This is a genomic window from Variovorax sp. PBL-H6 (genome assembly GCF_901827155.1).
Taxonomy (GTDB): Bacteria; Pseudomonadota; Gammaproteobacteria; order Burkholderiales; family Burkholderiaceae_C; genus Variovorax.
The window spans coordinates 641,086-663,036 of record NZ_LR594660.1 but is presented as its reverse complement, the minus strand read 5'-3'; the positions used below and the strand labels follow the sequence as shown (position 1 = coordinate 663,036).

Below are 21,951 nucleotides of genomic sequence, written 5' to 3'. Positions count from 1 at the left end.
CCACGGCGGCTCAGGATGGACCTTCCTGCTTTCTGCTCCTTGGGGCTTCGCCCTCTGTGCGTTCTGAGCACTCTGCGCATATACGTCTGCGGGCTATTGGGGCGGCGGGTCTTGGCCTGCTATGTGTGCTCCCTTTATGGAATCAAGGAGAGGTGGAGGTCTGGCTATGGTGCGCAACGTAGGTTCGGAGTAGCGGATGAGGGGGTAGGAAGGACTGGGGCTTCCGCTGGACTTAAGCGCTGCGGATGCATGTCGGCATATACAGCTCCCCCACACCGGTGAGCTTCGCTTCCACTTGCCTGCGGCGCGATGAACTCCCTCGCGGGCAGGACTGCCGGCTCCGTTTTTGAAGGCAAGGAGGGGCTGCGCGAAGGCTTGGTCATGCTCCTGGCGGGGCTGGTGCTGCTTGTGAGGAAGGGCGGGGAGGCGGTCGGTCCGACGTTGGATTTGACGCGCGGGGGGAGTTCGAGTTGCCACCGGGAACCGCGGGGCGGCAGGCCTGCGGGGTGGCGCGGGGTGGCGCGGCGTGGCGCGGCGTGGCGCGGCGTAGCGCGACTAGGGGAGAACAAGTTCTCTAAAGCGTAAAAGGGTGACGGTTCTTTTCGGCCCCGACCAGGGGCTTGGCTGGAACGCCTGCATGCTGGCGGGGGCACTGGGTGCTGGTAGCAAGGAGGGCCTGCCGGCGCACATACTTCATCCTGCGCAGATAGGGTTTAGGGTTTACGGATGGACCGCCATCTGTTATAATGCAAGAGCCGTAGGCCGTCTTTCAAGAAGTCTAAACAGATAGCCGCCAAGCCCACCGGGGCCTCACCTGACCACTTCTCGAGTCCGGGTACGCGGTCCCCGCGCGTGAGGGGTTTGGTCTCCTTCGCATGCCCTGGCCGACACCCGCCGGGCGCCTCGACTCCCCAGAACTTCCAGCCTCGCGGCAGCCGCATCTGGCCACCCCGACGGTGTCTTCTTCCTCCTTCGGCCCGGCTCGACTCCTGGGCCTGGGGCCTTGCGCTTTCCCGCCAGCGACCCTCGGCGTCATGGAGCCGTGAGGCATAAACACGCGCGCTAGACAGTCTTCGGGTTGGCCGCCACCTGGCCTGGCCACTCGTCCGGTGCAGCGCGCCTGGCGCTGCAAGCCCATCCTTCGAGGACCTGCTGAACCATGACCGCCAATCCGCCTTCCGCTCCCGACAACGCCTGGCCGACGGCCGACCCTGCCGACGCGGACTTCGCTGCGATGCTTGCTGAGTGCCATGCACTGGACCGGGACGAGCCGGATTTCGAGGCTCGGCGCGACGCTCTGACCGAACGCGTTTTCCGCCTGCTGCTTGCCCGAATGGCTGTGCACCGCGAGCTATTTCCCACGCTTTGGGCGCAGGGCTCGCCGCATTCCCGCCACATGGAATGCCTCATCTGCGCCAGCCCGCTGGAGTCGATGCCTGATGACAAGCTGGTCTTCTGGAGCATCTTCGACGGCCGGTTCGAGTGCACCATCGACGACCAGAAGCGGCCGCGCGCCTTCAAGACCGTGAGCATTCCCGAGGCCTACCTGGGCGTCGACGGCGTGCAGGTCATGCGCGCTGACGCTGCCACCTTCAACAGCGGCGCCGCGGCTTGAGCCTCCCGACTGGCCGGAGCTGGACGAGCGTCTGCAGGCCTCGAACTGGTTCCTTGCCACCTGTGAGGCCGGCCAGGCCCTGAGCGGCGAGCAGTCCCTCCGAGCAGCAAAACATCTTCTTCCTTGGACCCTGAGCATGACCTCGCCCACCCACATTCTCGACGACGCCACCGCCGACGCAGGCGAGGCCTCCTCGAACTCTCGCGCTGCGGCAGCCCCGGGGCTCGAGGCTCTGCGGGCATACGCCTTCGCCGGCTTCTTCCTGCCTGAAATCAAGGCGGAGCACGAGCGCCTGAACGAGCAGGCCGCGGCCGTCATCGCACGGCGAACCGTGCTGCGGGACCGGGTTTGGGAGTTGTTGAAAGCCCGGGTCGCGCTCCACCGCGAGCTGTTCCCGACCCTTTGGGCTCAGGATTTCCCGGTGACTGAGCACCTGGCGTACGAGTACTACGAGTGCCCGCCGGACGACTGGTCGAACGACGCGCTGGACCACTGGAGCGTGCGCGCCGGCCGGTTCGAGGCCACGATTGCCGACAAGGACGTGGACGCCAAGTTCAAGCTCCTGAGCATCCCGGAGGTCTACATGGGACCCGACGGCGAGCGTGCGATGCGCGACGACGCCGCGCTTGTGAATGCGCATCTGGATGCCTGACCCAACTGGTCTGCCGCAGAGTCCGCTGGTTTAAGACGGCGCTGCTACACGCCGCGCGAACTCAAAAAGGACCACGATGATTGACGCACGCACAATCGAAGAGCGAATCGCCGAGCTGGCCCACCAGGCGGGGCTGCGCTATGTCGACGCAACTATGCCAGGGGCGCGGGTGGTTCAGATGCCGGGCTTCCTCGTCCGTTTCGGCGGACTGGACGCCCCTGAGTGTGACGGCTTCAAACAGGCTCGATTCGTACGCCTGGTGGCTACGCAGTTCCGCAGGCCCTTCCGCCTGCGACGCGACCGCACCCTCGACTACCCAGCGTACGGCGCCTGCTTTGAGCCGCTGAGCGACAAGAAAATCCTGGCCGAGGTCAAGCGGTGGGCGCTCGCGACTTCCTGGAAAGACAGGCACATCCGCCGGCTCCCGCTGCCCCAGTCCGTCCGGAAAAGCTTGCTCGCAGAGCTCGAGCTGGCACTCCAGGCTTAGCCGTCCGAGCAACAACTCGGCATCTGGCCAAGCGCACCCGCGCGGCGCCGGTCAGGCGCCGAACTCCCTCCGCCCACATTCCCGAGCGCGCGGCCGGCCGCCCACCAGAGCGCCCGCCGCACCTGCAACGCCTTGCCTTCCCGCTCTCCCGTCCTTCACCTGGCCATTGGGCAGGCAGTCGGCTCTTGCGCTAGGGCCTAAAGCGTTTCTGGGCGCGCCGGCTTTCTACACCTGCTCAGGACCTCACTCAACTGGACAGGACATATGAAGCACGTCGACTACAGCAAATACCCGGTGGCCGAAGCCCGCAAGCCCCGCGCGCACTTCACCGAAAAACTCATCCGCGCGTGCAAGCGGCTGGTCGAAAGTTCGGAGCGAGTGATGTCGTTTACCCCGCTTCTCCCCTCCCTTCCGGACCACGCGTACATCCGGATTTCCCGCCTCTGGGTCGTCGGCTCGTATGCCCGTGGCGCCACGACCTGCGGTGACCTGGACCTGGTCGCCGAGTGCAAGACCCTCGACGGGATGCAACCTTTCCCCGCTGTCATCAAGAAGAACTTCTTTGGTCCCGTGCCCAGCGTCAGCCTGTATTGCGGCACGCCGCAGGACAATACGTCGGGCGTCGCGTTCGCGGATGCCGTGCTTGTTTGGGAGCAAGGCCTGGACTGGCAGGCCGCCATCAAGGCAATCCCGAAAGTCGCCAACGCCGGTCGATTCTGGCGCGAAACCGATGAGATTCCCGTGCGCTTGCAGCAAACGACCCTGGACTGGGCGATTTTGAAAGGACTGCTGGAGCTGGAGCGCGATGGCAAGCTCACCTGGAAGTTCGTCCCGCTCACGCGCGTGGAGTCGGTGTTTCGACCCATCGGAGGACGAGAAGGAGGCTGCCGAGATGCTCTGCGAACAGAGCGAAGCCAAGCGTCAGCTGGCCCCGGCCGTTCTCGGTCTCGCTCGCCAGCTGCGGCGAGAAAAGGGAGTCGACGAGGCCCCCTGTCAGCGTTGCTTCGATGACCGCCACCTCTGTTTCGGCGGCGTGGAAGTTCATGTCGAGCGAGCCAATTTCGACCACCGAACGCTGGACAGCATCCGCAAAACCTGCATCGTCTTCGCACCAAAACTCAGCACCCGCGGGCCCAACGGCTTCTGGGTCATCGAGCGCGGGCCGGAGCATCCGCTGACCAAGCAGTTCGCTGAAGCGAGCGCTTGGATTCAAGAAGTTGGAGGCGGCCGGTCCGTTGAGACCCTCTTCTGCTACGACGCTTTCGAGGCGTCAGGCCCGACATTGTTCGCAACGCAAGAGGCTGGACTGACGGAGGTCGCTGGATGGATACAAGACGACCCCGAGGCAGGGTATCGGCTGAGGGAGCTTCGTGGCTCGCAGGTCTTGGAAGCAATCGCCGGCCACGACCTGGTTGAGTGCTGGGATAGCAGTGGCGCGTTTCCCCTCACCCAACGGGGTAAGGAGTACGTCCGTGCGTGCGAGGATGAGGCCTTGACCCTGGCGCAGTTCTCCGACTACGCGCACGGCAAGACGACCGAAGCAGCCTGAGCCGGCCGCGGCGCCGGCAGGGTTGGCCGTCCGCTGAGGGGCGTTCCCTTCACCCCACCCGGCGCCGACTCCCACCGCCCTTCGACCCTGTCGGCAGTTGCTGGCGGGGTTTTCTCGTGTGGGCCGTGTCACTTCCTTCCCGCTCAGGGCTGTCACAGTCTCATCTGGCCACTTCCGGCGGCGCGCCAAGGATACGTTTTAGCTGCCCGTTGCTAATGCTGAACCGGTTCCCCGAGCCGCTCTTCCGGCATCGTGCCCGGCTTCCGCCAGCAGCTTCGGGCTCCTTGCCTCGGAGGAGGCTTGCGAATGCTGCAGTAGGGCCGGCAGAATGCTCACACTGAGATTGCACGAGGAGGCTACCCGTGTCGAAAATTACTCCCCGACCTAGGGGGCCAAGCCCTTTGGCCGTCGCAGCAGCACTCAGCATGGCAAGCGGAGGGTGCTTCGCAGACATCGGCAAGCACTCTGAAAGCAGTCCGGAGGTGCAGGTGTACCGTGCTCTGCAAAAGGAGTTCTTGGAGGGGCCGCAGGGCAAGGAGCTCTTTGCCCGGTTGGGCGCGACGCTTTGCCAGCCGAAGTCTGAGCGCCGGGGTGACATCTACAGGTTGGATTCCGCGAGCAGTTTTTCAACAATCACCGGTGCCGCGGCTGACGCATACCCGTGCGCTCAGCTGATTGAGGGCACACCGGTCTGCGGGCAACTGGAGGGCCCCCCGTACTTTCAGGGCCCGGCAGATTCGGTCTGGCGCTTGCCAATGCATGGCGTGGCGTACGCGACCTACGTACGAGAACTTGCGCGGCGCGCCTCAATACCTCCAGGGGAGATTGAAGCTGAGCTAGCAGACATCGAAGAAGGCACGCTGGCGAGCATCCAAAGAACGTTGTCGCCCTCGGCCGCCGGCCCTGATTCCATGCGCACTCGCCTCGTGAACAATCCAGCGACCAAGGAGTTGAGCCTCATGGTCAAGTGGAACGCCTATGTCCTGGCGTTGCCAGATGCGCAGCGGGCAACGACCCCCGTCCTGTTGTCGGCTCGCCCTGTATGGGGCCAGTGTTACAACTCGCCCGGGACGGAGTACTTGGTGCGGTCGGTGCCGCCCGGTGCGATGATTCGCATCATCCAGGACTTCGACTGGAGGCTGTGTGGTGCGTTGAAGCAGGACCCCTGGGGCGATAAATGTGTGGGATGGACGGTGGTCGTCGCCAAGCGCGTCCTCATCGGAACATATCGGTACGAAGCACAGTGGCAGGACGGCAAGCGTTCGCGGCAAGTCTTGAACGTGGATGGGCGAACCGGAGACACACTGGACTTGCCTTGAGGCGTCTGGCTCCGGACGCAGGGACTCGAGTAAAGCCCCTTGCGAACTGCATCGTGCGCATACCGGCACCGGCCAGACGCCCGAGGCCTGGCCGCACCTGCCTTTGAGCACTCCGCAACCTCTCCCTGGCCAATTCGCGATGTGTTCGGTCGAGATGCGCTTCAAGTGGCCGCGCATCCCCGCCACTTTCCAGGAGCGGCGCGACAACCTGGCCGTGGCTCATCGTCCAGGCACTTACCTCCGGCGCCCCTAGCAGAACGCCCTCCACCCGGAGCTGGGCACCTCGACCCGGCAACACGAGCTGGAGCGCCGTCCTGATTACTCCGGAAAAGAGCGACATGTTGACCTGTTGTTCAGCAAAAACACGACACAGATGGCTTAACCCGGCTCCGAGAACCAAAAAACACGACACGTCGCTTGGCGCTAATGGCCGAAAAACACGACAATAGAAACTAATTGCACACCAAAAACACGACATTTCGCGCAACAAGGCTCGCTTGACCATGAAAAAAACGACAACGGTACTGGACGACACCCTCGTTCTGTACGCGGAGCTCTCGTCAGCGCAGGTGCGAACTGCTCAACGGCGACTCGCGGCGGGGGACCTGAAGCTTGTGGCCAAGGGCTTCGCAACCTCCTTGCCCGAGGGTGACTGGGAAGCCCTGGTCGCACGTCACCGAACCCGTGTGCTGGCCGCGTTCTTCCCCGGCACCGTCGTGAGCTTTCGAACCGCGTTCGACGGCGGTAGCCCGAGCAAGGGCACCGTCTTCCTGGTGGGCACGTACCGCCGCACCGTAGAGCTGCCCGGCCTTACGGTAGAGGTCTGGAAGGGACCGCCGCCGCAGGCTGGCGATGGCCAGATGATGGGGCGACCGATTTACTTCGCGTCGGAGCCTCGGATGTTGCTTGAGAACCTGTCACCAAGTCGAGGGGAGAGCCGCAGGAGCGTTGGCGCCGAAGCCGTGGAGAGGCGGCTGCTGGACATCTGCCACTCTCGTGGCGAAGAAGCCCTGAGCCAGTTGCGAGAGCGCGCGCGTGAGCTCGTGCCCGAACTGGGCCTCGAGGACGAGTTTTCCCAACTCGACGGCTTGGTGGGCAGCATCCTGAACTCTCGCCCGAGCGTTCTGACCACTCGAGAGGGAAAGGCTCTGACCGCGGCCATCCCTTACGACAGTGCGCGCTTGGAGCTATTCGAGAACTTCGCCCAACGCTTGCGCGCCGTCCCATTGCCCATCCCTGCCTCGTCGCTGACCACGGACCGTGCTCGGCGAAACTTCGCTTTTCTGGAGTCCTACTTCTCCAACTTCATCGAAGGAACGGAGTTTGCCGTCGAGGAAGCGCGCGGCTTCGTGCTGGAGGGCGTTCCGGTGGTGGCGCGACCCAAGGACTCGCACGACATCATCGGCGTGTTCGAGCAGGCGCTCAGCCCCACTTGGTCCACGCTTACGTTGCCCGCGGGCGAGCCGGTGCTCGAGCAGCTGCGCGCACGTCACAAAAAGCAGATGGAGAACCGGCCTGAGGTGGGCCCAGGGGAGTTCAAGCTGGTTGCCAATCGAGCAGGCAACACAGAGTTTGTGCTGCCGCCACTGGTGAGAGGAACCTTGGTTGAAGGGAGCAAGCTGCTATTGAGCGTCCCTGAGGGAACAGCTCGTGCGCTTTTGGCAATGTTCCTTGTAGCCGAAGTGCATCCCTTCAATGACGGCAATGGACGCCTGGCTCGCTTGGTCATGAACGCAGAACTGTCCGCCGTCGACGGTTGCCGCATCATCGTGCCGACGCTGTATCGCGAGGAGTACCTGGACTGCTTGCGCGTGCTGACCCGCGAAGGCGACCCAGCCCCATTCATCAAAGTCATGTGCCACATCCATGACTGGACATCCCGCTTCAGCTATGACGACATTGACCAGGTCATTTCGGACATGCGGCGCTGCAACGCCTTCGAGCGTTCGCGGAACCAATTTGAGCTCCTGATGCCCTAGAAACTCGGCATCGGCACCACGGCCTCTGCCAAGGCCAGAGGCAATATTCGAGAGCGCAAGTCGCGCCGTGGCTTAGTCGGCCCCAAGGAAAAGCTCCGCCGGGTGACGGCGGAGCTGGAATAAGCACAGGGCGGGCGGCGCTTAGGTCGCGCTGCTTGCAATCACGAGGTCGCGCTCGGCACGTGCGGCGTCATCTCGGGTCCGGAAGGTGTAGTCGCCTTCCTCGTCGAGTTCACCACGCCGGTCGTCGCAGACAATGCGCCACTTCTTGTCCGGGTAGTTGTTGCTGACGCAGCCACAGGCACCGGTGGGGTAGTGCAGGTTGGTGACGTACCAGCCTCCGTTGCGCCAGGGCAGGTATTGCGGCTCCCACGCGAAGACACCAATGGCGAAGCGGTCGGGGCTGCCTTCGATGGCGGCGCTCTTAACCAGAACCACGGGCTCACCGGCGAAGCGCTCGGCGGCCTCGTTGACGGTGCCTCTGAAGTCCTCGCGGTGGGTGTAGTCGGCGGGCACGACCTGCGGGGCGGTGCCAAATTCGTGAACGACCGCGGGAAGCTTGGCGGATTTCGCGTTGCGCGGGGTAGTTTGGGTCACAGGTTTCCTTTGAGTGATTTGGTGGCAGCACAGCTGCGCGAGTTTCTAAGTCGTATAGCTCCGCCAGGCCAAGCCAGAGGATGCGCGGGCCCCGTAAAACATGTTCGCGGTGGCGCGCCAAGCTACTACGCAAGACACAACGCCCAACTGAGACGGTGGTCATCGAGCGTGGAACCGTTCCTGCCATGAGACTGGCCAAGCATCCTCAAGAGTCTATAGGCTCTGCTCGCAAATAGAAGCCTAAACAGTTTAGGTTGTCCGGCGGGCCTCAACTCTGCTAAAATGGACACACCCAGAACGCTTTTAGAACCATTCGGAGTCACGCAATTTAAAGCAGGTGCTCGATGCAACGAGCACTGTCACCGCGGCAGCTTGCGGTTCAACAGAAAACCTGTCGTACGCTCTTCCCATGCAACTTCACTCATCCACTGAAACGTTGGCGCCGGCGGCACAAGCAGTCGCTGCCTCGCCGCCCGACACCCAGGCCCCAGACGTAGGCGGCGCGGCGCGCGCGGGCGTCACCCCGACCGTTGTGCGCCCCGCACTCAAGAAGCCGTACCTGCCACCCTTCGACGTCCTGATGAAGATGGACCTCGACATGCACCAACGCCGGGGCGGTGGCTCTGGCCGCAACAACCTGCTGCGCGACCTCGGCAAACGGGCCCGGTACATCCAGAGCATGCACCAGGAAGCGTTCCTTCCCACCTGGCGAGAGCATCAGACCCGAAGCTACAAGCGCAACTTCCCGTCTGTTTTCGGCCTGGACTACTTGGCGGAGTGGTGGCTCGACGGGGACCTTTGGGTTGGCCAGTACGCGCGCCCCGAACTCCAGAACGCCGCGGCGAAGCAGTTTTTCCTCGCCCTTCCGCTGGCCTACCTGAACGAAGGTGGCGAGGAGCTGATGGCACGCGACGTCGAGGCCCGTGACTTCAGCCATGTCGCCACCGTCATCGCCTGCCTGGAGAAGCTCAAGCGTCCGCTGCGGTCCATGCGCATTCCGGCCGACTTCGCATTCCCGCCGGGGTACGTCAAAGCGCTCGAGAAGCGAAAGGCGCTTGCCTCGGCAAGAGAACCCGTGGCCATTGCGGCTCCTGCCCGTGCCAAGACGCTCTCATCGGCTCTGGCGGCAGCTCTCGCCCTGAACAACAAAGACAAACCCTGCGGCATCCCTGCTGCGCCACCTGGAAAAACATGACCAACGAATCCGCACCTGAGGCCATCGAATCCTCGCCCGTCCTCTCTCCGGCAGAGGCGGAAGCGCTCGCCCAGGACATCGTCGCCCTGGCCGACTACACCCGCGGCTATTTCAGCCGCATCCCCGGCCCGGGTGAATTCCTGGTGACCGGCTTCCAGCAAGGCCGCCGCGATGCCTTGAGCCGCATAGGCTTTTGCGTCCAGGTACGCAAGGGCGTGGGTCAGTTCAGCAGTGACATCGTTTTCATGCGTCACGCCGCCGGCAAGCTGAGCACCCACGAGAACCAGAGCTTCATCCCGATGAGCCCGTACCAGCTGAAGCTGGCGCGAAAGCTCTTCGCGGGAATTCCGGAGTCGAACCTTCCCGAGGACGAAGACATGACCCACGGATACCGCTGCCAAGCCGGCATCCACGAAGTGGGCCACATCATCGAGAACTCGGCCTCCCGTGCTGCGCCCACCGCCGGCGTAGTGCTGCTCAACGTGACCGAGGCCAACGGCAGCGTCAGCTCCACCGCGTTCATCTGAGCCTCGCGCTCACGCTCCCTATTTCTGAATCGTTCGTTGCCTGGCGCGCGCCGGCGACGCTTCAGGCTCCGCCCGCTGTTGGGCAACACACCGGAAAACTCGTCCTCATGTCCAAGACCGATACGCTCCTTCGCGCCGAGAACCTGCGTCTGCGCGGCGCCCTTCAGCAAATTGCTGCCATCGAGAACGAGATGGTCGGAGGAGACTGGGATGAAATCGACCACGCGCGCACTGTGGCGCTCGACGCGCTGAACACGCCTCCCGTCACGTTCGACCAGGTGCCCACGAAGTTCATCGACCGGTTCCAGGAGGTCCTGACGCTGCTGGCCGGCGGCAAGGCCCCCTCGCTCGAGCACTGCGACATGTGGCTGCGCAACATCCAGGCCGGCGCCGTCGACCCCCTGCAGGAGTGGGCTGCCAACAATGTCGTGCTTCCCTGGGCCCAGGGCATCGGCGCCATCGACGCGGCCCGCACGCTCGCGGAGCAGCCGGAGGAGGGTGTGGAGCACGAGTCTTTCGAAGAAGCCTATCCCTCAGAGGTCGAGGTCACCGAGTTGGATGCTGAAGCGCAGGCTGCGGAAACCGACGACGAGTGGCTGGCGCGCATGCACGTTGCCATCAAGCAGTTCCACACCCACGACTTCGGCTCCGGCCCGCAGCTGCACGCTGACTGCATCTCCGATGCGCTGCGCAAAGGCCTGGCGCGAAGTGCGGAACGCGCCAGCAATGCCGAAGGGGCAGACGGCGCGGCCGGTGCAGATTCGCTGGAGCAGAACGTTCGCTACCTCCTCGAGAGGTGCCCGTTCACGGTGCGTGACCTCTCTGGCGAGCTCACGGGTGTTCGGGGTATCGAGTCCCTCACCGGCTCCCTGGCCATCACCTTCCTGGCCATGCAATCGCGCCTGACCGGCGCCGCGCAGCAGCAAGCGGCGACCACGGGACGTGGTCTGAGCGTCGACCTTCCCGAACGTGTCGCGGACGTTGTCGCCCAGACAGCTGGCATCTCCGGTGTCTTCACGCCGCAGTTCTACCGGTTCGCGCAGGACTTGAAGGACGAGGTCCTGGCACGGGTTCCGAGCTCGGCGTTGGCCACGGGCGGACAGTCGCAGGCGGCCCAAACCCTGCACGAATTCAAGAATTTCCACCGCAACCTCTGCATGCGCTTCGACTACGTTCACGACGAGCGGGATTGGAAGCGCGACCAGGCCTCCCTCGAAGAGCACATCGCGGCGCGGTTCACTCGTAGCCCGGCGTGAGTGCGGCGCAACCACCTGGCCCATGGGGCGCGCATCCGGTGAGCAAGTCATGGTGTGTCTGGCGCGAGTGGCCCTGTGGCAGGGTTGAGTACCTGCTCCGAGCCGACGGGCAGATGCGCCGGTTTCGTTCCGAAGAAGGTGCATGCGCCACCATTGCCAAATCATCAGTTGCTATCAACGGCGCCTCAGGCGCGGCACCCAAGGATTAAATACATGGCCAACCACATCGAGAACCTTCTCGAGATACTGGACGAAATAAAGGAGCATGGGCTCTCCTGGGACGACCGGTACGACGCCGTCATGGACAAGGCGCGTCAGGCGAGCAAAGGGGCGGGAGGCCGGGGGCCTGCCAGCAAGCTGGAGGCCGAAGAGACCGCGGTGGTTCCGGAGGACGTGGTTCGGCACATCTTCACCCTGGCCGAGCGCTGGGCCGACGCTCGCGTCGATGCCATCCGCAAGCGGGCCTGGGGCCCCGAGGTGCGCAAGGCGCAGGATGCCTTGTGGGAGTTCTGCAGAGGCCTGGGCAAACAAGCCTCCGCTGCAGCGCCGGCGCCCGGCTCCGACCCGGTGCCTGGCGGCCAAGTCATGATGTCGATGCAGCCTGAGCTCGAGCTGGGCTGGGTCCGCTACGAAAAGGCGCGCAAGCTCAATCCCCAGCAGTGGGCGGACCTTCATGCCCGCAACCTGGCGGGCGAGAACTTTGACGACATGGTTGACGCCCTGCCCGTGCCCTCGACCCCGCGACCTGAAGGCTGAGGCCTTGTTCCCTGCGTGCCGGCCGAAGTGCTCGCGCGCCCTCGAAGACCGAAAAACCAATGCTCAGACGACCTGGTACCGCTGACGCAAGCCTTCGGCACCGTGAACTCCTCGGCTTCCCTTGGTGAGCTGGACCGCAAGCCCAACGAGGTATCCCATGGGTGCGTCTCGTTGCGCCATACGTGCCGTATCGCAGCCCGCCCCCTCGAACACTCTGCAACCGTGACCCTGATGCGACGACCCGGACGATGGAGAACCTGTGGCCTGAATGCGTCCGCGCCGCGAAGAAGCCGTTTCCGACGCTTGAATATCTCTGAACCCCATCATGCCTGACAGCAAATTCATCGTGAGCTTCGTGCTGCTGGCCTTCGTGGTCCTGGCGCAAAACGCTGCAACCCTTGCGGGGGCCACCCTCATTGGCGAACTCGGGCCACAGACCGCAGCCGCTGCAAAGACCCTCAACCTGGTCCTCTCCATCGCTTGCATCGGGGCCGCCACGCAATTCTTCTTTCCTCACTGGTGGGGCGAAGGAAACGAGGAATTTCGCCGTGAGCTCGAGGAGCGCGAGCGCAACCGTCGGGATTGACGACGAGCCCCGCAATCAGTGGGCGGACAGCGCACGATGCGGACAAATGAAAGGCGCTACCTGGCCGACGTCCCTGCCAGCGCGGGTAGACGCAGCCGAGGACGCCGACAAGGAAGTGACGCGCGAGCCCTCAAGGCCGGCGGCCCCCGGCCGGGACAGGCGCGAACCCGGCTTCCAGGACGCGGAAGTCAGGTGCTTGGTGACGCAGGGAGGGCTCGGCTGCACAATGCGACCACCACAGGCAAAGCAGGAGGGCGCCATGCCGAAAGCCACAGTCCTCAGAACGCGTTTTCGCTGCCTGGCCGCCTCTATGCTTTTGGGAGCCGCCGGCTCCGGCTGTCTGGCAGACATCGGCAAGCACCCAGAGGCGAGCCTTGAAGTACAGGTCTACCGGGCGCTGGAGAAGGAGTTCCTGCAAAGTGCGTCAGGCAAAACGCTGCTTGAAGAACTTGCAAAGACCCGGTGTGCCCGCTCACCGGTAAGCGCCTATAACTATGCGCCAACCGAATCGGACACACGCGTGCGAGAGATGGACGCTGCTGCGGGCAAGGCTTTGCCTTGCAACCAGCATCTGTATGGCGTGTGCGGCTATGCGAACATCACGGGGCCCAGGCCTTTTAGCTCCACCTGGGCTAGCACGATGAAGGGCGTGGCTTTCCGCTTGTACATGGTTGAGCTCGTCCGGATGACGGGCATGCAAGTTCCGGAGCTTGAGAGGGCATTGCAGGCCTTGGCAGAAAGGGACGTTCAGGACATCGCCGCGAGGTTGAGCGGCACTGAGGCCGACCCAAAGGCTGCGGCGTTCAAGGGTCTCTACCGCGAAGGTGATTACGGTGAGCTTGAGGCTTCGCTTGCGAAGAAATGGAACGGGCTGGTTCTGGCGCTCCCGGAGAGCCGTCGCCACGAGGTTCCGCTCCTGCTGTTTGGCGGCGGCATGTGCCACTTTCTGCTCGGCGACCCATTTGAGGTCAGGACAGAGCCGTCCGGGGCAACGGTGAGCTTGATTCTCGATTTCGACTGGCTGTTATGCCAGGCACTCGGGCGCGACCCGTGGAATCAATCCGACTGCCCCGGCTGGTTCGTGCTTGCATCTCCGGGGCATCGACTGCTGGGAACCTACCGCTACGAAGCCAAATGGCCGGGACGACCCGTGTCGCGGAACACAATTCGAACCGAAGGCGCGGTGGGGAAAGTCCTTGTACTGCGATGACGCACCGCACCGAGGAGAGTTGGTTCACGGTTTGGGGCACCTCACGGGTAGCGCTCTAGCGCCGGTCGCCCGTCTATGGACACAGCGGCGTGACCTGACACTCCGCGTCGGACTGCGCAGTGCGAAGCGTCAGCTGGTGGCAGCTGGCGTCGTTTGAGGCCTGCGTGGTCGGCGCGCAGCCGACGGCTCAAGACCCAGGTCCTGCAGCTTCCGGCCGAGTACGTCATCCTTTGCAACCAGGTCAAGGTCCTTCTCCAGGCGTAGCACACGCAACGCTCGAAGATAGGTTCCCAGGGCGATGTTCGGTTCGCCTTTCTCCAGCCGATGTAGTGTGTCGCGCGAAACTCCCACGCGCTCTGCCATTTGGACGGCCGAAATCTTGCGGCGTAGGCGCGCCATGCGCAGACGGTCGCCAAGCGCCTCCATCTGGCGAGCTACAGAGGGAAACGGTCGTTGGAAGGTTCTGCTCATGGTGTCCGATACTTCAGGCTCAAAGCTGTAATCTGACGATAGTATCGGACGTCGACCGGCTTAGAGCAGGGCTTTCCCGCTAAATTGCCTCCCTAGACGGAGGCAATGCGTGTCTTCATCTACCTCAATCTCCACCGGCGGTGCCTCTCCGTGCGCAGCGAGGACCGTGAGACCCGTGGCCGCGTCATCGCCCACGTCGACGCTGTCGAGCTGGAGAACGCGTCTTTCGTGGTCTCGCAGGCCGGCCGGCAGCGCGCCCTGCGAGAGAAGCGCAAGAACGTCCACGCGGGCATCCGCGGTGAGCTGGTGGGCTGGCTGGAGTCAGGCGCGAGCATTGCTGACAAGCGGCCCTGGCAGCAAAAGGTACGCAGGATGCGCGGGGTCGGCGTGACCTACGACCCGTACCGCTACAGCACCTTCGTGGACCGAGCCACGCGAGAACCTGTTTTCAAGAGCGCGCGTGTGGTGGCACTGGGGAGCTCGGTCGTTGCCCGCAAGACACGCGTGCCGACCTGACTGGGCTCACGGCGGGCGAAGCGATAGTGCGAGGCTACTTCCCGCTTGCGCCCTCGTATTGTGGTGCGCAACCATCGAAAGAACATGTTCTTCGGAGTCGCCGCTTGTGACACTGCTCGACGACTGGTAACGTATAGCGGTTTGCGGTATCTAAGCAAGCGGCCTCTACCTCTCATGCCCCGCCCGCTCCGAAAGACCTCGGCCACGTCGCTGAAGCTCACCCCCGAGGTTCGCGACCTCTGGGAGCAATGTGCGGCGGCGGAGAGCCGCAGTTTGACCAACATGTTTGAGGTCCTGGTGCGCGAGCATGCCAAGAGGTTGCATCTTGCACCCGCGCCGGCTCCCCCAGCGTCCGCCAAGAAAACCAAGCCGTCCAAGAACTAACAGGGAACCAGCTCATGGCCCAGAATTTTTCCGAACTCGCGAACTTCCTCTGGTCGGTCGCCGACCTCCTGCGCGGCGACTACAAGCAGGCGGACTATGGCAAGGTCATCCTCCCGTTCACCCTGTTGCGCCGCCTGGACTGCGTGTTGGAGAGCACGAAGGAGGATGTGCTCGCCGAGTCCAAGAAGCGCAAGGATACTGGCATCAACCTCGACCCCTTTCTCAAGCGCAAGAGCAAGCAGGCCTTCTACAACGTCAGCCCGTTTACCTTGCCGGGCCTGCTCGCTGACCAGAAGCACATTCGCCAGAACCTGGTGGCCTACCTGGGCGACTTCTCGGAAGACGCGCGCGACGTGTTCGAGCGCTTCAAGTTCACCGAGCGAGTGGCGGAGCTAGAGGAGAAGAACCTCCTGTTCCAACTGGTGCAGAAGTTCGCCAACGTCGACCTCCATCCGGACGTGGTGCCTAACGAGACCATGGGCCTCGTCTTCGAGGAGCTGATTCGGAAGTTCGCGGAAGCCTCGAACGAGACGGCCGGCGAGCACTTCACACCCCGAGAAGTCATCCACCTCATCGTGCAATGCCTCTTCGCGGGTGATGACGAAGCGCTGGCCAAGCCGGGGGTGGTGCGTTCGATGTACGACCCTACTGCTGGCACCGGCGGCATCCTGTCGGTGGGCGAGGCCGTCGCGCGCTCAATCAACAACTCTGCCGTCATCCGCCTGTTTGGCCAGGAGCTGAACGACGAGTCGTACGCCATCTGCAAGGCGGACATGCTCATCAAGGGCCAGGACCCGAAGAACATCGTCCGCGGCAACACGCTGTCGGCCGATGGCTTCGCTGGCGACAAGTTCGACTACGGGGCTGCGAACCCGCCATTCGGGGTGGACTGGAAGAAGGTCCAGGACGTCGTGAAGGCCGAGCACGAGAAAAAGGGATATGCCGGCCGTTTCGGGCCTGGCCTGCCGCGCGTCTCGGACGGCTCGTTGCTCTTCCTCATGCACCTGATTTCGAAGATGCGCCCTGCTGCCGACGGCGGCGGTCGCATCGGCATCGTCCTGAACGGCTCGCCTCTCTTCACCGGCGATGCCGGGTCTGGCGAATCAGAAATTCGCCGGTGGATTCTCGAAAACGACCTCTTGGAGGCAATCGTCGCGCTGCCTAACGACCTGTTCTACAACACCGGCATCGCGACCTACATCTGGCTGCTGTCAAACCACAAAGGCGCTGAGCGCAGGGGCAAGGTACAGCTCATCGATGCGACGCGCATGTACAAGAGGATGAAGAGCCTTGGCAACAAGCGCGTGTTCATCACCGACGAACAGGTCGAGGAAATCGTGAAGGTCTACGCGGGCGCTGTCGACCAGGCCACCTTCGCGGGTGAGTTCGCCGAGACGGGCAAGAACGGCAACGGGAGGGGTCAGGCCGAGCCGGCGCGCATTGTGTCGAAGGTCTTTGAAAACAAGTTTTTTGGATACCGCAAGGTCACCGTTGACCGACCGCCGCAGGAGGGCAAGGCGCCGCCCAAACTCAAGAAGGGGCAGAAGCCGTACGACCCAGACCTGCGCGACACCGAGAACGTGCCGCTCTCCGAAGACGTCAAGGCATACATGGTGCGCGAGGTACTGCCGCACGTGCCCGACGCGTATGTTAACGAGGACGTCTGCGACGAAAAGGACGGCCAGGTCGGCAAGGTCGGCTATGAAATCAACTTCAACCGCTACTTTTACGTGTACAAGCCGCCGCGCAAGCCGGCCGTCATCGCCAAGGAAATTGGCGAGATGGAGAAGCGGTTCATGGAGCTGATGAAGGGAGTGCTCGCTTGAGTACCCTGACGCCCTTCGTTACGAAGCATCCAACCAAGCCGCTGAAGTTCCTTGCCGGCCTGAGAGGGACCAAGGTTGACAGCGTGCCCGCCGAGGGCGTTTATGTCGGCCTAGAACAAATCGAATCTTGGACGGGCCGCTTATCCGGCATTGAGCTACAACAGCAGCCGGAAGGCAGTGCGAACGTATTCGAGCCAGGCGACGTGCTCTTCGGAAAGCTTCGCCCCTATTTGGCCAAAGGGTGGGTGGCCGAAAGTCACGGATTCAGCACGACGGAGTGTCTGGTCCTGCGAACTGAGGGTGTAGACGCACGTTTTCTTAGGTATTGTCTTCTGTCCACGGAAAATATTTCCGCCATCGATGGTTCAACCTACGGGTCAAAGATGCCGCGAGCTGACTGGAGCTTCATCGGAAGCGTCAACTTTCCAGCACCCGCTCGCTCCGACCAAGTGCGCATCGCCAACTTCCTTGACGAAAAGACCGCGCGAATTGATGCGTTGATTGCAGAGAAAGAACAACTCCTGGTGTCACTTGACGATGCACTTGAGGCCTATGCGTTCGACTTCGCGAGCGAGGGACTTCAGCGCAAAGGAACTTCCAGTGGACGCAAGGAAGGCTGGCTCGCCCGCGTGCCAGCCCATTGGTCGACTCCGAAGCTGGGCTATTTCGCAGATGTTGGAAACGGCTGCACGCCGAAGAGAGAGGTGCAGAAGTACTGGTTGGACGGAACCATGCCTTGGGTCACCAGCACCGCCATCAACGACAGAGTCATCAAGGAGACGGCAGAGTGCGTGACCGACTGCGCCCTGTCCGAAACCGGACTCCGTGTGGTGCGGCCAGGAAGCGCCATAGTTGGCCTTATCGGCCAAGGACCAACGCGGGGCATGACCGCTCGGCTGGCGATTCCGGCCACGGTGAGCCAGAACGTCGCATATGTGACCTCAAGGAGTCCCGAGGTTTCAGACGACTACCTGGTTGTCGTACTAACAGGGCTGTACACCGCACTGCGCTACCTTAGTGACGGGAGCGGCGGTGCTCAAGGGGCGATGAACTGCGACACCCTGAGAGCCTTCCGAGTACCGATTGCGCCGCGAAGCGAACAAGACGCAATCGTGCAAGCGTTCATCGCAAAAAAGCACGCGATTGAAGGCTTGCAGGAACATGCCAGAGCGCATATCCAGCGCTTAAGCGAGTACCGCTCTTCGCTGATTTCCGCGGCGGTGACCGGCCTCCTGCAGGTCGGCACTGTGCTCAAGGGGGCTATCTGATTCCCAAGCCGCTGCTGGACGTGAAGAGGCGGACCTTCTTGCCTTCGTTGAGCAGGAGGCCGGGGAGGGTCCTCAAATCACCGCTACTCTAGAGAACGACATCGCTGGAGAGGAACGTGCACCACATCTTGAACATCATGAACTATTTTGCTTCGCTGCGACCGGGTCGGCGCGACGACCCGCTGACTGCGGAGTGGAAGGGAAAACAGCTACGAGCATGGGCAAACCTCTTGATTCTGCTCATCGGATTGGGGCTGAGCGCAGCTATTGCGAGCTTCCTTGACACGATGGATGGCAACCCCGGTCTGAGTACGATGTCCGAGCGGTGGCGCCCCGCAGTCTCGTGCATGGTCGCCGGAGGACTGGGACTCGTGCTCCTCTTCACCGTATGCTCCTGGGCGGTCGGTCGCTCGCTTCTTGAAGAAGCAGGGGATTGAGTGATGCCGACCACGTCCAACATTCACACCGAACGCGTTTTCGAGAACGAGCTCTGCACGCAGCTCGAGGCTCACGGCTGGTCGGTCAAAACCCATCCCAAGCAGGCCTCCAGCTACTCGAAGGAGTACGCAATCCTGGCCGAGGACCTGCTGGCTTTCGTGCAGGATACGCAGCCCACCGAGTGGGCCAAGTTCAAGAAGTGGCACAACGGTCAGTCCGACGCTGTCTTCGTCAAGCGGGTTGCTAAGCAACTGGACACCCACGGCACGCTGCACCTCCTGCGCCATGGCTTCAAGGACGTCGACGCCAAGTTCTTCCTCTGCCAGTTCAAGCCGGCCCACAAGAAGAACCCCAAGCTGCTGGACCTGTACCAGAAGAACCGGCTCACGGTGGTCCGCCAGCTGCACTACAGCCTGCACAACGAGAACAGCATCGACCTGACGCTGTTCGTCAGCGGCCTTCCAGTCGCAACCGGCGAAATCAAGACCGACCTGACCCAGAACGTCAAGGACGCCATCAGTCAGTACAAGAAGGACCGGTTGCCGAAGGACCCGAAGTCCAAGGAGCTGGAGCCTCTTCTCCAGTTCAAAACCCGCGCGCTGGTTCACTTCGCCATCTCCAGCGACCTGGTCTTCATGACCACGAAGCTTGCGGGCGACGATACCCAGTTCCTGCCCTTCAACATAGGCAGGCCGGATGGCGTCGATATGCTGAGCGCAGGCGCCGGAAATCCGCCCGCGCCGCCCGGGAAGGGTTACCCTACTTACTACCTGTGGGAGTACGTCTGGCGACCAGATGTCTGGCTCGAGGTGCTGGGCGAGTTCATGCACCTGGAAGCGAAGGAGGTCGAGGATTCTGACGGCAAGAAGGCCACCAAGGAATCCCTCATTTTCCCGCGGTATCACCAGCTCGTGGCCGTGCAGGAACTGATTCGCGCGGCGGCCGAGGAAAGCCCGGGCAAGGACTATCTGGTCCAGCACTCCGCCGGCTCGGGCAAGTCGAATTCCATCGCCTGGGTAGCGCACCGCCTTTCCAACCTGCATGACGCGGCCGACAAGAAGACGTTCGACACAGTCGTCGTGGTAACGGACCGCCGCGTGCTGGACAAGCAGTTGCAGGACACCATCAGCCAATTCGAGCACAGGGCCGGCGTGGTGCAGGTCATCTCCGAGAACAGCGCGCAGCTGGCCATGGCCCTGAACGTGGGCGCGCCGATTGTCGTAACGACTCTGCAGAAGTTCGGCTTCATCCTGGACCAGGTCGGAGCGCTGGGGAAACGCAAGTTTGCCCTCATCGTCGACGAGGCACATTCCAGCCAGACGGGCACCGCGGCGCGCAAGCTGCGGGAGGCCCTCACCAAGGGCAAACCGAAACAGAAGGCGGCCGAAGTCATCGACGGGGTGGAAGTCCAGGTCGAGGCTGACGTCGACATCGACCCGGAAGACCTAACCTCCGAGGACATGGTCGCCCTGGCAATCGAGGGACGCAAGCGCCCCGAGAACGTCAGCTACTTCGCCTTCACGGCCACCCCAAAGTCCAAGACCTTGGAGCTGTTCGGCCGAAAAGGGCCCGAGGGCACACCGGTGCCATTCCACGTCTACTCGATGCGCCAAGCCATCGAGGAAGGCTTCATCCTGGACGTGCTGAGGCACTACACCAGCTACAGCACCTTCTATAAGCTGGGCGCGGTAGCCAATGAAAAACTTGTGCCGCAGAAGAAGGCCAAGATGGCGCTGGCTCAATACGCCAAGCTGCACCCGCACAACATTTCGCAGAAGGTCGTGGTCATCGTGGAGCACTTCCGCGAGCACGTGGCGGCCAAGATTGGCGGCAAGGCGAAGGCAATGCTGGTGACCGACAGCCGGAAGGCTGCGGTCCGCTACAAGCTGGCCATCGACCGGTACATCAAGGACCAGAAGTACACCGACCTGCGTACGCTGGTAGCATTTTCGGGCGCCGTGCTGGACCCGGACTCGGGGGCCGACGAGTTCACCGAGTCGAACATGAACGACGTCAAGGGACAGGAGCCCTCGGAGGCGTTCAAGCAGGATGAGTACCGCATCCTGCTGGTGGCCAACAAGTACCAGGTCGGCTTTGACCAGCCGCTGCTGCACACGATGTACGTCGACAAGCGCCTGTCGGGAGTGCTGGCCGTCCAGACTCTGTCGCGCCTGAACCGCATGTACCCCGGCAAGGAGGACACGTTTGTCTTAGACTTCGTGAACCGGCCCGACGAAATCCTCGCGAGTTTCCAGCCCTACTACCGCACCGCGCAGCTCGAGGACGTCACCGACCCGAACGTCGTGCACGAGCTGTTCACAAAGCTTGACAAGGCCGGCGTGTACTACTGGACCGAGGTCGAGCAGTTCGCTGCGGCCTTCTTTGACCCCAAGGTCAAGAGCCAAGGCGCCCTGCATGCCGTTCTCAAGCCCGCATTTGACCGCTATGAAGGGCTGGAGGACGAGCCACAGGAGCTGTTTCGGAAGGACCTGGGCTCGTTCCTGCGCCTTTACGAGTTTCTGTCGCAAATCATCCCCTACGACGACCCCGAGCTGGAGAAGCTTTTCGTTTTCGGAAAGAACCTGATGCCGCGCCTGGCCGCCCACGGCAAGGACAAGCACAAGCTGGAGCTTGACGCCGACGTGAAGCTGACGCACTACCGCTTGCAGAAAGTGGGCGAGCAGCAGCTGGACCTGGAAAAGGCCGAGGTCGTGAAGCTTCCTGGCATCGGCGAAGCCGGCACGGGCTCGGCGCCCGAGGACGAGAAGAAGGCGCTGCGCGAGATTGTGGCCAAGATGAATGACCTGTTCTCCGGGCACATCACCGAGTCGGACTTCATCGGCGCGGTCACCACCTGGCAAGGTCACCTGGCCAAGAACGAGAAGCTCGCTGCCCAGGCCCGCAACAACAGCGAGGAGCAGTTCGCGATGGGTGACTTCAAGGATGCCTTCACGGACGTCGTCATCGAGGCCCAGGACGCTCACAACCAGATTGCAGAGCAGTTGCTGAAGGACGAGCGCATCTTCGGCATGATGCAGAAGATGGTGGCCAAGATGGTTTGGCAGGGGTTCCAGCAGGGGCCAGCCGCCCGCACCTAGTGCCGACGCACATGCCTGAAGCCGACCTGCGGGCCGGCTCGAAACCTCCGCGCGCGGGCCGATACTGAAGCGCGCCGGACGGACGGCAGGCAACAGTTGCCGCGGGAGGTTTACCGACATGGCGAGACCGAGGCTGGCAAGCTGCAGTCGAGTTCGCAGGTTCCAAGGAGAACGGTCATCTCCTGCGCGGAAGCTGCCGCAGGGCGCCCGCGGTCAACGGAG

General features: G+C 62.9%; 20 protein-coding genes. 18 read left to right on the top strand and 2 right to left on the bottom strand.

The genetic code is table 11. From position 1 onward, the window contains the following. Window positions 1-1,159 precede the first annotated feature (1,159 nt). From G3W89_RS31535 to G3W89_RS31505, 7 genes are all read left to right on the top strand, one after another. Window positions 1,160-1,615, top strand: coding sequence for a hypothetical protein (locus G3W89_RS31535; protein WP_068677340.1), 456 nt, complete (start codon window positions 1,160-1,162; stop codon window positions 1,613-1,615). 136 nt (window positions 1,616-1,751) lie between these two features. Beyond that, on the top strand, window positions 1,752-2,267 hold the full coding sequence (locus G3W89_RS31530) for a hypothetical protein (RefSeq protein ID WP_068677341.1): 516 nt from the start codon (window positions 1,752-1,754) through the stop codon (window positions 2,265-2,267). 76 nt (window positions 2,268-2,343) lie between these two features. Then, on the top strand, window positions 2,344-2,754 hold the full coding sequence (locus tag G3W89_RS31525; protein WP_068677343.1) for a hypothetical protein: 411 nt from the start codon (window positions 2,344-2,346) through the stop codon (window positions 2,752-2,754). 264 nt (window positions 2,755-3,018) lie between these two features. Beyond that, window positions 3,019-3,765 carry a hypothetical protein gene (locus G3W89_RS31520; protein WP_162570778.1) on the top strand — a complete coding sequence of 249 codons (747 nt, stop codon included), beginning with the start codon at window positions 3,019-3,021 and terminating at the stop codon, window positions 3,763-3,765. Further along, window positions 3,647-4,303 (top strand): hypothetical protein, encoded by a 657-nt coding sequence (locus tag G3W89_RS31515; protein ID WP_162577747.1) that lies wholly within the window; start codon window positions 3,647-3,649, stop codon window positions 4,301-4,303. Before G3W89_RS31520 ends, G3W89_RS31515 begins: the two co-directional genes overlap by 119 nt. 425 nt (window positions 4,304-4,728) lie before the next feature. Then, window positions 4,729-5,622, top strand: a complete 894-nt coding sequence (locus G3W89_RS31510; protein WP_068677347.1) for a hypothetical protein — start codon at window positions 4,729-4,731, stop codon at window positions 5,620-5,622. A 503-nt stretch (window positions 5,623-6,125) separates the two neighbouring features. After that, complete coding sequence (locus G3W89_RS31505) at window positions 6,126-7,601, top strand: Fic family protein (RefSeq protein WP_068677349.1); 1,476 nt, start codon at window positions 6,126-6,128, stop codon at window positions 7,599-7,601. 141 nt (window positions 7,602-7,742) lie between these two features. Here G3W89_RS31505 and G3W89_RS33130 read toward each other — a convergent pair whose 3' ends face one another. Continuing rightward, window positions 7,743-8,198, bottom strand: a complete 456-nt coding sequence (locus G3W89_RS33130) for a hypothetical protein (RefSeq protein WP_180988656.1) — start codon at window positions 8,196-8,198, stop codon at window positions 7,743-7,745. Between the two features lie 409 nt (window positions 8,199-8,607). Here G3W89_RS33130 and G3W89_RS31495 point away from each other — a divergent pair, with 409 nt between their 5' ends. From G3W89_RS31495 to G3W89_RS31470, 6 genes are all read left to right on the top strand, one after another. Continuing rightward, window positions 8,608-9,393, top strand: a complete 786-nt coding sequence (locus G3W89_RS31495; protein ID WP_162570781.1) for a hypothetical protein — start codon at window positions 8,608-8,610, stop codon at window positions 9,391-9,393. After that, window positions 9,390-9,920, top strand: a complete 531-nt coding sequence (locus G3W89_RS31490) for a hypothetical protein (RefSeq protein WP_068677353.1) — start codon at window positions 9,390-9,392, stop codon at window positions 9,918-9,920. The genes G3W89_RS31495 and G3W89_RS31490 overlap by 4 nt, the downstream gene beginning before the upstream one ends. Before the next feature lie 107 nt (window positions 9,921-10,027). Next, window positions 10,028-11,176, top strand: a complete 1,149-nt coding sequence (locus G3W89_RS31485; protein ID WP_068677355.1) for a hypothetical protein — start codon at window positions 10,028-10,030, stop codon at window positions 11,174-11,176. 213 nt (window positions 11,177-11,389) lie between these two features. Then, a complete protein-coding gene (locus tag G3W89_RS31480) occupies window positions 11,390-11,932 on the top strand; it encodes a hypothetical protein (RefSeq protein ID WP_068677357.1) in 543 nt (180 codons plus the stop codon). A gap of 325 nt (window positions 11,933-12,257) precedes the next feature. Beyond that, window positions 12,258-12,518 (top strand): hypothetical protein, encoded by a 261-nt coding sequence (locus G3W89_RS31475; protein WP_068677359.1) that lies wholly within the window; start codon window positions 12,258-12,260, stop codon window positions 12,516-12,518. Between the two features lie 259 nt (window positions 12,519-12,777). Continuing rightward, window positions 12,778-13,728 carry a hypothetical protein gene (locus G3W89_RS31470; protein ID WP_146039505.1) on the top strand — a complete coding sequence of 317 codons (951 nt, stop codon included), beginning with the start codon at window positions 12,778-12,780 and terminating at the stop codon, window positions 13,726-13,728. Window positions 13,729-13,857: 129 nt separating this feature from the next. Here the strand turns inward: G3W89_RS31470 and G3W89_RS31465 are convergent, their stop codons facing one another. After that, the gene (locus G3W89_RS31465; RefSeq protein ID WP_068677363.1) at window positions 13,858-14,199 is read right to left on the bottom strand and encodes a helix-turn-helix transcriptional regulator; all 342 of its coding nucleotides are present in this window, start codon (window positions 14,197-14,199) and stop codon (window positions 13,858-13,860) included. 105 nt (window positions 14,200-14,304) lie between these two features. On the opposite strand from G3W89_RS31465, the gene G3W89_RS31460 reads away from it, so the two are divergent. The 5 genes from G3W89_RS31460 (at window position 14,305) to G3W89_RS31440 (ending at window position 21,729) form a co-directional block, all read left to right on the top strand. Then, the gene (locus G3W89_RS31460; RefSeq protein ID WP_068677365.1) at window positions 14,305-14,715 is read left to right on the top strand and encodes a hypothetical protein; all 411 of its coding nucleotides are present in this window, start codon (window positions 14,305-14,307) and stop codon (window positions 14,713-14,715) included. 398 nt (window positions 14,716-15,113) lie between these two features. Then, window positions 15,114-16,925: a type I restriction-modification system subunit M gene (locus G3W89_RS31455; protein ID WP_162570782.1), complete on the top strand. Its 1,812-nt coding sequence runs from the start codon at window positions 15,114-15,116 to the stop codon at window positions 16,923-16,925. After that, the gene (locus G3W89_RS31450; protein WP_068677372.1) at window positions 16,922-18,193 is read left to right on the top strand and encodes a restriction endonuclease subunit S; all 1,272 of its coding nucleotides are present in this window, start codon (window positions 16,922-16,924) and stop codon (window positions 18,191-18,193) included. Before G3W89_RS31455 ends, G3W89_RS31450 begins: the two co-directional genes overlap by 4 nt. A gap of 116 nt (window positions 18,194-18,309) precedes the next feature. Continuing rightward, window positions 18,310-18,630 (top strand): hypothetical protein, encoded by a 321-nt coding sequence (locus tag G3W89_RS31445; protein WP_232076907.1) that lies wholly within the window; start codon window positions 18,310-18,312, stop codon window positions 18,628-18,630. A 3-nt stretch (window positions 18,631-18,633) separates the two neighbouring features. After that, complete coding sequence (locus G3W89_RS31440; RefSeq protein ID WP_162570784.1) at window positions 18,634-21,729, top strand: type I restriction endonuclease subunit R; 3,096 nt, start codon at window positions 18,634-18,636, stop codon at window positions 21,727-21,729. Window positions 21,730-21,951: the final 222 nt, after the last annotated feature.

Excerpts from the sequence above, each read along its gene's own strand:
- G3W89_RS31495 (WP_162570781.1), top strand. The coding sequence starts at position 8,608 with ATGCAACTTCACTCATCCACTGAAACGTTGGCGCCGGCGGCACAAGCA.
- G3W89_RS31530 (WP_068677341.1), top strand. The coding sequence starts at position 1,752 with ATGACCTCGCCCACCCACATTCTCGACGACGCCACCGCCGACGCAGGC.
- G3W89_RS31465 (WP_068677363.1), bottom strand. The coding sequence starts at position 14,199 with ATGAGCAGAACCTTCCAACGACCGTTTCCCTCTGTAGCTCGCCAGATG.
- G3W89_RS31470 (WP_146039505.1), top strand. The coding sequence starts at position 12,778 with ATGCCGAAAGCCACAGTCCTCAGAACGCGTTTTCGCTGCCTGGCCGCC.
- G3W89_RS31455 (WP_162570782.1), top strand. The coding sequence starts at position 15,114 with ATGGCCCAGAATTTTTCCGAACTCGCGAACTTCCTCTGGTCGGTCGCC.
- G3W89_RS31535 (WP_068677340.1), top strand. The coding sequence starts at position 1,160 with ATGACCGCCAATCCGCCTTCCGCTCCCGACAACGCCTGGCCGACGGCC.
- G3W89_RS31510 (WP_068677347.1), top strand. The coding sequence starts at position 4,729 with ATGGCAAGCGGAGGGTGCTTCGCAGACATCGGCAAGCACTCTGAAAGC.
- G3W89_RS31485 (WP_068677355.1), top strand. The coding sequence starts at position 10,028 with ATGTCCAAGACCGATACGCTCCTTCGCGCCGAGAACCTGCGTCTGCGC.
- G3W89_RS31440 (WP_162570784.1), top strand. The coding sequence starts at position 18,634 with ATGCCGACCACGTCCAACATTCACACCGAACGCGTTTTCGAGAACGAG.
- G3W89_RS31460 (WP_068677365.1), top strand. The coding sequence starts at position 14,305 with ATGCGTGTCTTCATCTACCTCAATCTCCACCGGCGGTGCCTCTCCGTG.
- G3W89_RS31525 (WP_068677343.1), top strand. The coding sequence starts at position 2,344 with ATGATTGACGCACGCACAATCGAAGAGCGAATCGCCGAGCTGGCCCAC.
- G3W89_RS31520 (WP_162570778.1), top strand. The coding sequence starts at position 3,019 with ATGAAGCACGTCGACTACAGCAAATACCCGGTGGCCGAAGCCCGCAAG.
- G3W89_RS31490 (WP_068677353.1), top strand. The coding sequence starts at position 9,390 with ATGACCAACGAATCCGCACCTGAGGCCATCGAATCCTCGCCCGTCCTC.
- G3W89_RS31515 (WP_162577747.1), top strand. The coding sequence starts at position 3,647 with ATGCTCTGCGAACAGAGCGAAGCCAAGCGTCAGCTGGCCCCGGCCGTT.
- G3W89_RS31475 (WP_068677359.1), top strand. The coding sequence starts at position 12,258 with ATGCCTGACAGCAAATTCATCGTGAGCTTCGTGCTGCTGGCCTTCGTG.
- G3W89_RS31480 (WP_068677357.1), top strand. The coding sequence starts at position 11,390 with ATGGCCAACCACATCGAGAACCTTCTCGAGATACTGGACGAAATAAAG.
- G3W89_RS31505 (WP_068677349.1), top strand. The coding sequence starts at position 6,126 with ATGAAAAAAACGACAACGGTACTGGACGACACCCTCGTTCTGTACGCG.